We start from the raw sequence: 5,150 nt of genomic DNA, 5'->3' as shown, positions 1-5,150 counted from the left end.
CTAAAAGCAATTGTTTAAAGAGTGCAAGACGTGCAGGATTTTGAATATCTTGTACGCATGTTACTCCGCCAACGACGATACTTTGTGGATGAGGATTTTTACCCCCGAAAATCGCCTGCATTTTTGCCATATTACGTTGAATATCCAACGCTTGCAAATAGTGCGCCACACCGATAAGGTTTTGTTCCGGTGTCAATTTATAGTGCGGGTTACCCCAGTATCCGTTTCCGAAAATCCCAAGTCGTCCTTGTTTAACGAATTTTGCTACACGTTCTTGAATCGCTTTGAATTCGCTCTCACCGTCAATAAACGGAGTTTCACCTGCAACAGCCGCCCATTTGCGTGCTTCTGCCGCTGTTTTTGCCGGATCAGCCGAAAGGGCCGAAACAACATCGACGAAATCGAGCGCATGCAAGTGATAGAAGTGAACCAAGTGGTCGTGCAGATACAATGCACCTTGGATAAGGTTACGAACGATACGGGCATTTTTGGGAATCGTGATAGAGAACGCATCCTCAACCGCTTCGATGGAGCGTTGATAGTGAGTACCGGTACAAACACCGCAAATACGCATTGCGAGCAATCCGCAGTCGCGTGGATCACGCCCTTGCAAAATGGTCTCAATGCCTCGGAACATCGTCGATGCGCTGTACGCATCTACGATGGTGTTATTATCGTCAATCACCGCTTCAATACGTAAATGTCCTTCGATACGGGTAATTGGGTCAACTACTATATGCTTACTCATGATTCACTCCTTCTCGTTTACCTGCTACTGCGCTGGCTGCTGCATGGATTGCGATACCGATACCGGCTGCGGTCAACATGCCCAAACCGAATTCGTCGACGGTTTTCTCGACTCCGCCTGTCGGCGCTTTAATTTTCGCATCGGCCATCGGACGCTCATAGGCGTATTTATCCCAGAAATCGGGCTCCGAACAACCGATACAACCACGACCGACACCGATCGGCCAGTTTACCGCTTCGTTATAACGCACTATTGAACAGTTATTGAACGTCATCGGTCCTTTACATCCCATTTTGTAGAGACAGAAATTGTTTTGTGCCCCTTTGTCGCCCCACTCTTCTACGTATTCACCCGCATCGAAGTGAGCACGGCGTTCACAGTTATCGTGGATGCGGTAACCGAATGCGAATTTCGGACGAAGCAATGAATCGAGTTCAGGCACTTGTCCTGTCAAGACGTAATGCAAGATCACACCCACCATATTGGCTGGGTTCGCCGGACATGCAGGGATATTGATAAGAGGTTTGTTCTTGATGACATCCATAACCCCAACCGCTCCCGTAGGGTTCGGAGCTGCAGCCGGGATACCACCGAATGTCGCACAGCTTCCGACCGCGATAACCGCTGCCGCATTTTCTGCACAACGTACGAGGTGATCATGGAATGTTTCACCTTTTGCACCGATGGTTCCATATTGTCCGTCCATACCCATCGGGATCGCACCCTCTACAAAGAGGAGATATTTTCCTTTGAAGTGTTCCATCGCCTCTTCGAGCTGTTTTTCGGCTTGATGGCCGGATGCGGCTTGAAGTGTTTCGTGGAATTCGAGAGAGATGATGTCGAGAACAATCTCATCAATTTTCGGTCCATCGGCACGCAAGAGCGCTTCAGAGTTACCCGCACAGTCTTGGAGTTCCAACCAAATGACAGGGGCGCGATTCATCATCACCGCCGCGTCTGCAACGAGCGGTGTAAACATAGGAGGGAGCATCAACATCGCTGTCGTCGCACTCGCCCATTTCATAAACTCACGTCGATCAATACCGTTCTCTTCCAAAAGATCGGTGAAGTCAAGTTTGTTCGCTGGAGTCATAGCACGCATTTCATTTAAACGTGCCTCACATTTTTCAAACAAGTCTTGATAATAGCTATCACCCTTGTTCGTCTCAACGCGCGAACTTTTCGAAGTAAACAGCTTTTTAACCGCTTCTACTCTATCGGACATAATCCCCTCCTCAAAATATTAATGAACAATCATTCAGTATTGTACGTCTGGATAACTTAAACGAATATTTAAAAGGTAAAATTTAATTTAAAAAGATAATTTGTTATTTAATTTTAGGACAAAACGGTATGATGATTAAAAAATACAGATAAAGAAATATTATTCAGAAGCAATTTTTGACTTTTGGAAAAAATATAGTTAATGGGTTGTGCAGACCGAGCAAACATCAAAGGTACGAAAGATCAGCGATGCTTTCGCAATCGATTCCACTCCGATCATCGCCCTCTGTGCCACGCCGAGATTAGTGGGTGAGCCGCTGCCGAGATTCCACTGTGTCGGGGTGATGATCGAATACGATACTATTTTCCCTTTTTCAATTCGTGCTCGATGGATCAATGAACCGCGCGGAGCTTCGATAATTCCGATACCTGTTCCGCTGATGTATTCGATAGCGGTCGGGGTTACAAAAGAAGGCTGTGAAAGATCAAGATTTTTCAACAGATAACGCACATCACTGATAAGCTTCACCGTCTCGTCCATACGCGCACAAAGTCGAGTCTGGGCACTGTCACTATACTGCTGATAAAGTGCCGTAATCCCCTCTCGTTCTCCTATCAACGCCCGTGCAAGCGGTCCGCTCTCATAAAAATCACCGTTATAGAGGGCATTTTTGGCATAAGTATTCCCCCCCTGCGCAAAAGTTTGTGAACTATCTTCACTAACTAAATCCGCATCGGCATTCCGAATCTCACCGTTGGAGAGTATCGCCGATTGAGACCCCAATACCAAAAACCGCCCATGGGTTTTTCCCGCATCCAATAGATTCAGCCGCTCAAAGTGGTTCAATAGTGTTGAGAAATCCCCCTCCAAAACACGATGGGAATCACTTTTCAGATGCAACTCAAATTTTTCTAACGGACATCCCAAAACCTCTTTAGCAACAAACTGCTCCACCTCACTGAGGAGTTTCAAAGCCTGCATCACCTCGATATGGGTCGGATCACATGTCACCCCACCCGGAAGGGCATACGAACTGTGAGGCCACTGTCCACTAAAAAGGGCACAAAGCTGATTGACCTGAGAGGTAACATAAAGGGCTTTCAAGGCCACAGGCGGCTCTTCTGCCAATAGCTTCCCGCTTTCATGGAGCATTACGAGATAGAGCCATTTGAGATGGTTTTGGATCAGCTCACAGTTGAGCGTAATCTCACGAATGGCTTGCGCTTTGGGAGTGATCGTGAGGGAGAATCCCGCATCGATATAGGCATTCTCGATCATCCGTACCGCCGCAATCAGATGAGAGTGACCGCAGATACCGCACACACGCGGAGCAATCACGAGAGCATCAAGCGCATTACGCCCTTCCAAAATTGACTCCATTCCCCGAAAATGCAAAAAACGGATATCGGCATGTTCCACGACACCGCTTTTAGCGGTTTTAAAATCGAGTACCGCTTCCCCCTCGATCCGCTCGATCAGTTCATGCGTTATCATCGATCAATTTCCCCTCAAGCCGTTTGATATGAAACGATTTTGCCGCCCCCGCTAGCGCGAGATAGCTCCGTTTCGGTACCCCCAGCGGCATCTCTGCAGGGATAGACATATACGTTTTGGTGCTAAAAAGCTCCCGTTTAGGAAAAGAGGGTTCGGTACATCCGACACACGGGGCTCCGGCACGGGTTTTAGAACTCACCTCGTTCCAAAGAATTTTATTGCAGCTACCGTGGGTAAAAGGTCCTTGACACCCTTGTGCATAAAAGAGACACCCCTCTTTGGTTCCGAAGCGTTCACTGTCCACTTTCCACTCAAAATACTCGTTGCGCAAACAGCCGTTATGCACAAGATAACTATAAAGCTCTTTGGGACGGTGATACTCATCGACACCGATCTTTATCCCTTGAATGATCATTTCCATAACAAAACTGAGCCATTTGGGATGAATGGGACAACCACTGAGAACAATCACTTTTTTAGACAAATCTCTCAACGGACCACCCATCTCCTCTTTGTCAAAGAGGATCCCTGTGATCCGATCATCCCCCTCTTTGAAAATTCCGCCGAAGCTTGCGCAACTCCCTAAAGCGATAATGTGTTTCGCCTTAACCGCCAGCGGGAGTAAAATATTTTCCATAGGGACACCGGCACGTTCAAAATCGGCTCGGTATGAGCCTTCAAAAATAAGGAGATCCGATTTCGGGAGTTTTTTGACCAGCTCACTGAGTGATTTGGTACACGGAAGCAGAGGATGATGAATGAATTCAACCGATTCCAAAAGAGATCCCAAAGAGGGATCGTTTAAAAATGAGTGGGTGTTGCCGTTGCAGGTGATCCCCTGAAGCCAAATAACGCGAAGTTTAGCGGGATTTGAGGGCATTGTAGATATTTTCGGCAATCGTGTGTTCGTATGTCTCTAACGACTTAGGGAGAATGTGTTCGCCGTTCAAAAAGACCATTCCCCCCAAATATCCCATAAATAGACCGAACGCACTGAAAAAATCCTGATCTTTGAGTTCGCCAGAACGTACCCCCTCTTCAAAAAAGATCATCAATTCGGTTACAAAGGCGGAGACACAGATCATCCCCTCGCAACAGCCTTGAAACACTTCACGGTTTGAGAGGTACACCCGCAAAAAATATTCGATCGTCTCAGGACGTTCTTTGGCGATTCGAAAATACATATGGACAATCGCTTCGATCTTCTCTTGGGTAGAGATGGGACTTTCATTGATTTTACGGATCTCTTCACCCAAGATGTTTGCGATATAAAGGATAAGATCTTTTGCCAGAACCTCTTTGGACGTAAAGTAGTTATAGAGGTTCCCGACACTCATCCCGATTTTTTCGGCAATAGTGGGCATAGTCGTTTGATAAAATCCTTCTTTGGAAAAAAGTTCCAAAGCTTTAGTCATGATTGAAAGCTTTCGTTCTTCTTTTGTGGGGCGTGCCAATGTTTAGTCCTATAATTATCTCGTTCGTGGTGAGCTTGTCGAACCATGAACATTCCACCCTTCGACAGGCTTAGGGCGAACGGGAATAAAAAATTTATCCCTAATTATACCGAACAAGCATTCATTATTTTATATAGCAATCAGAATGTGTTACATTTTTAAGTGATCTGGCTACGGTAGCGTAAAATATTTTCTGTAAATTCTGATGTCAGCTATGATGAGAAAAAAT

5 protein-coding genes are annotated in these 5,150 nt (G+C 46.2%); all 5 read right to left on the bottom strand.

All coding sequences use genetic code 11. From position 1 onward, the window contains the following. On the bottom strand, nt 1-751 hold a 751-nt coding region (locus JHC35_RS09050; RefSeq protein WP_295044488.1), incomplete at its 3' end, for a nickel-dependent hydrogenase large subunit. Further along, nucleotides 741-1,973: a hydrogenase small subunit gene (locus tag JHC35_RS09045; RefSeq protein ID WP_295044486.1), complete on the bottom strand. Its 1,233-nt coding sequence runs from the start codon at nt 1,971-1,973 to the stop codon at nt 741-743. The genes JHC35_RS09045 and JHC35_RS09050, both read right to left, overlap by 11 nt. A gap of 198 nt (nt 1,974-2,171) precedes the next feature. Further along, on the bottom strand, nt 2,172-3,467 hold the full coding sequence (locus JHC35_RS09040) for a nickel-dependent hydrogenase large subunit (RefSeq protein WP_295044484.1): 1,296 nt from the start codon (nt 3,465-3,467) through the stop codon (nt 2,172-2,174). After that, entirely contained in the window at nt 3,454-4,347 is an 894-nt protein-coding gene (locus JHC35_RS09035) for a hydrogenase (protein ID WP_295044481.1), read from the bottom strand. Before JHC35_RS09035 ends, JHC35_RS09040 begins: the two co-directional genes overlap by 14 nt. Further along, nucleotides 4,328-4,921 (bottom strand): TetR/AcrR family transcriptional regulator, encoded by a 594-nt coding sequence (locus tag JHC35_RS09030; protein WP_295044479.1) that lies wholly within the window; start codon nt 4,919-4,921, stop codon nt 4,328-4,330. The genes JHC35_RS09035 and JHC35_RS09030 overlap by 20 nt, the downstream gene beginning before the upstream one ends. Nucleotides 4,922-5,150 lie beyond the last annotated feature (229 nt).

Origin of the sequence: Sulfuricurvum sp. (genome assembly GCF_022759005.1) — a bacterium.
Taxonomy (GTDB): domain Bacteria; phylum Campylobacterota; class Campylobacteria; order Campylobacterales; family Sulfurimonadaceae; genus Sulfuricurvum.
This window is presented reverse-complemented; position numbering and strand designations above follow the sequence as displayed.